5 protein-coding genes are annotated in these 3,497 nt (G+C 73.7%); 3 read left to right on the plus strand and 2 right to left on the minus strand.

The window, feature by feature from the left end; genetic code table 11:
* Positions 1–213: 213 nt before the first annotated feature.
* Positions 214–495: a hypothetical protein gene (locus DZF91_RS26455; RefSeq protein WP_117359891.1), complete on the plus strand. Its 282-nt coding sequence runs from the start codon at positions 214–216 to the stop codon at positions 493–495.
* Positions 496–615: 120 nt separating this feature from the next.
* On the opposite strand, the gene DZF91_RS26460 is transcribed toward DZF91_RS26455, so the two are convergent.
* Together DZF91_RS26460 and DZF91_RS26465 are read right to left on the minus strand one after the other, a co-directional pair.
* Positions 616–1,203 carry a hypothetical protein gene (locus DZF91_RS26460; RefSeq protein WP_117359892.1) on the minus strand — a complete coding sequence of 196 codons (588 nt, stop codon included), beginning with the start codon at positions 1,201–1,203 and terminating at the stop codon, positions 616–618.
* A 65-nt stretch (positions 1,204–1,268) separates the two neighbouring features.
* Positions 1,269–2,087 carry an undecaprenyl-diphosphate phosphatase gene (locus DZF91_RS26465; protein WP_117359893.1) on the minus strand — a complete coding sequence of 273 codons (819 nt, stop codon included), beginning with the start codon at positions 2,085–2,087 and terminating at the stop codon, positions 1,269–1,271.
* A 189-nt stretch (positions 2,088–2,276) separates the two neighbouring features.
* Between DZF91_RS26465 and DZF91_RS26470 the strand changes: the two genes are divergently transcribed.
* Together DZF91_RS26470 and DZF91_RS41565 are read left to right on the plus strand one after the other, a co-directional pair.
* Positions 2,277–3,227, plus strand: a complete 951-nt coding sequence (locus DZF91_RS26470) for an aldo/keto reductase (protein ID WP_117359894.1) — start codon at positions 2,277–2,279, stop codon at positions 3,225–3,227.
* A gap of 79 nt (positions 3,228–3,306) precedes the next feature.
* Positions 3,307–3,497, plus strand: a 191-nt coding sequence (locus DZF91_RS41565; RefSeq protein WP_407920942.1) for a hypothetical protein, incomplete at its 3' end; no start/stop codon positions are given.

Consider the following 3,497-nt stretch of genomic DNA (forward strand, 5'->3'; position numbering starts at 1 on the left):
CCCCGCCCACCGCGCCGCCCGCGGGCCCCACCGCTCCCCCGGCCGCAGGCCCCACCGCTCCCCCGGCCGCGGGCCCCACCGCTCCGCCGTCTGCGGGCTGACCAGCGACGATGCCGTAACACTTCACAGACTGGCCGTATGTGGCCACTCTTGGTAATCGATCGGTCACGCTTGGTAAGAAGTGTGCGTACGACCCTTCATGGGAGGAGCGACATGCTCACCAAGCTCATATTCACCACGGCAGCCGCCGGCGCACTGGTCGCAGGACTGACCACCGCTCCCGCGCTCGCCGCCGGGCCGTCGCCGGCCAGGCACGACACCACCCAGGCCTCGACCGAGTCGAACGCGGCCCAGGCGCGCGTCCCGAGCAACCGGTGCTGGCGGTACTACTGGTGCCACCGGTACTACCACCACCATCATCACCACTACTACCGCCACCACCACCATCACCACTACGGTGAGTACGGCGGCGAATACGGCGGGTACAGGTACTGACCTTCCGCTGTACGCCCCGTCCTTCCCCGGAGATCACCTCCCGGGAAGGACGGGGCCTTCTCATGTCCGGAGCCGGCCCGGAGGGCGGGGCCGGGCGCGAGCGGAGAGTTCCGCCGGTGTTCATCCGCCGTTCAGGGGCCTCAGCAGCTCCGACCAGAGATGGGACGGCTCCCCGGCGGACTCCAGCCGCCGCCGGACGGCCTCGATCCGGTTCCGGGTCGGCAGCGTCAGCCACACCAGGAGCGGGTAGCCGACGGCGAACGCGAAGACGAAGATCCACACGGTGTTCCCGATCATCGCCAGCGGGAGGCCGACCAGGATCGTCCCCTCGGTCAGCGCGTAGCGGAACATGATCGCCTGGCGGAACCGGCCGCCCGCCAGACGGGCCGCCTCCTCGGCGTCCCGCCCGGGCTCCAGGGGGCGCGGGGCGCGCGGGCCGAGCACGACGGCCGCGACGGCCGCGACCAGGACCGGCAGGAGCAGCAGGCCCGCGACGACGCCGCCCGGCCCGTCCGGCCCGGACCGGACGATCAGCGGGCTGATCGCCAGGATCAGCACCGGGGCCGTCAGCAGCACCGACACCAGCAGCCGCAACTGCCCGAGGACGGTCGCCGGCGGACGCATGGACGCCAGGTATCCGGGGTCGTCCGACGCCCCGGCCTCGAAGGACCCGTACCCACCGGACGCGGGGAACCGCGAGTTCGCCATGAGCGGGCACTCTAGTCCCGGAACGCCCCGGAAAAGCCCGGTAGGCCCCGACTTTCAGCCGGGTCTCAGGTGGCCGAGACCGCGCCCGCCGCGAGCAGGCCGATGAGGATGCCGCCCAGCGCCACCCGGTAGTAGACGAAGACCATCATCGAGTGCCGGGTCAGGTACTTCAGCAGCCAGGCGATGCAGGCGTAGCCGACCACGAACGACACGACGGTCGCGATGATCGTCGGCGCCCAGGCGAGCCCCCCGTCGAACGCCTTGCGCAGCTCGAACAGGCCGGACAGCACCACCGCCGGGACCGACAGCAGGAAGGAGTACCGGGCCGCCGCCTCGCGGGTGTAGCCGAGGAACAGCGCGCCGGTCATGGTGGACCCCGACCGGGACGACCCGGGGATCAGCGACAGGCACTGGAACGCGCCGATGACCAGGCCGTCCCGCAGGTTCAGGTCGGCGACCTCGCGCTTGCGGGCCCCCGCCCACTCGGCGACCATCAGCACCAGGCCCATGATGATCAGCGAGGACGCGTTCAGCCACAGGTTCCGCGCGCCCTTCTCCACGAAGTCCTTGGTGGCCAGGCCGACCACCGAGATGGGGATGGTGCCGAGGCCGATGTACCAGCCCATCCGCGCGTCCGCCGTCGGCCGCAGCGCGGGCGTCCACAGGCTCTTCGTCCAGGTGGTGATGATGTTCACCAGGTCGCGCCAGAAGTAGATGATGACCGCGGCCATGGTGCCGAGCTGGATCACCGCGGTGAAGGCGGCGCCCGGGTCGTCCCAGCCGACCAGCTTGGGGACGATCAGCAGGTGGCCGGAGCTGGAGATCGGCAGGAACTCGGTCAGGCCCTGGACGATGCCGAGCACGGTCGCTTCGACGACGTTCACGGTGGCTGCTTTCCCCTCGGGACGGGCGCGGGACGGCGGTCTGCCGGCACCGGACGGCGGGTCGGCCGGGTCCGGGACGGGACCCCCGGGCCCGGCGGGCGGGCCCCACCGAAGGGTAGCGGTCGCCCGGACCGCCCCGGCCGGTCCGGCCCGGCCGGTCCGCCGCCGGAGCGGCTACCCTCACCCTTCATGAAGGAGCGTCACGTCGGGCGGAGCGGCCTCGTCGTCTCCCGGCTCGGGCTGGGCACCATGACCTGGGGGCAGGACACCGAGCCCGACGACGCCGCGGCGCAGCTGTCGGCGTTCGCGGACGCCGGGGGCACGCTGGTCGACACCGCCGACGTCTACAGCGACGGCGACGCCGAGCGGATCCTCGGCCACCTCATGCGCGAGACCGTCGACCGCGAGGACCTGGTCGTGTCGACCAAGGCCGCGATCCGCCCGGACGGGCGCTACGACGGCTCCCGGCGGCACCTGCTGTCGGCGCTGGACGCGTCCCTGGACCGCCTCGGCGTCGAGTACGTGGACCTGTGGCAGCTGCACGTGCACGACCCGGCGACGCCTCTGGAGGAGACGCTCAGCGCCCTGGACGAGGCGGTCGCCTCCGGACGCGCGCGGTACGTCGGGGTGGCGAACTTCACCGGCTGGCAGGCCGCCAAGGCCGCGACGTGGCAGCGCGCCTGGCCGGGCCGGGCGCCGGTGGTCGCCGTCCAGGCCGAGTACTCGCTGCTGTGCCGCGACCCCGAGCGCGAGCTGATCCCCGCCCTGCTGGACGCCGAGGCGGGACTGCTGCCGTGGTCGCCGCTCGGCCGGGGCGTGCTCACCGGCAAGTACCGGACCGGCATCCCGAGCGGGTCGCGCGCGGCGACGGCGCACTTCGCCGAGTTCGTCCGGCCGTTCCTGGACGAGGAGTGCGGCCGGATCGTGGAGTCGGTGGTGACCGCCGCCGAGGGCCTCGGCACCACGCCGCTCGCGGTCGCGCTGGCCTGGGTCCGGGACCGTCCGGGCGTCGCCGCGCCGATCGTGGGGGCCCGCACGTCCGCGCAGCTCGTCCAGGCGCTGACGAGCGAGGCGCTGACGCTGCCCGACGAGATCCGCCGCGCGCTGGACGACGTCTCGGACATGTCCGCCCAGCACTGACCCGCACCGCCGGTGCCGCACCGTACCGACCCGCCGGGCCGTCCCGTCCGCGCCGGGCCGCCGGGCGGGTGGTGGCCGCGTGGCTCGGTTCGCGCGGACGGGCCGGGCGTGGCACGCTCGGAACGTCCAGGACCGCGACCGTGACCCGCGTCGCCGACCGCCCTCTGACCAGCCATCCGGGAAGACCGTGACCGAGACCTCCGCCGACAGCTCCGCCGACGACCGCCCCGGCGCGGGCGGCTCCGGGACCGCGCCGGCCGCCGCCGGCCC

The organism is Actinomadura logoneensis (assembly GCF_003428695.1).
GTDB lineage: Bacteria > Actinomycetota > Actinomycetes > Streptosporangiales > Streptosporangiaceae > Spirillospora > Spirillospora logoneensis.

What these genes read in the sequence shown, in the direction of transcription:
- DZF91_RS26455 (WP_117359891.1), top strand. Translation starts at nt 214, where the DNA reads ATGCTCACCAAGCTCATATTCACCACGGCAGCCGCCGGCGCACTGGTC.
- DZF91_RS26460 (WP_117359892.1), bottom strand. Translation starts at nt 1,203, where the DNA reads ATGGCGAACTCGCGGTTCCCCGCGTCCGGTGGGTACGGGTCCTTCGAG.
- DZF91_RS26470 (WP_117359894.1), top strand. Translation starts at nt 2,277, where the DNA reads ATGAAGGAGCGTCACGTCGGGCGGAGCGGCCTCGTCGTCTCCCGGCTC.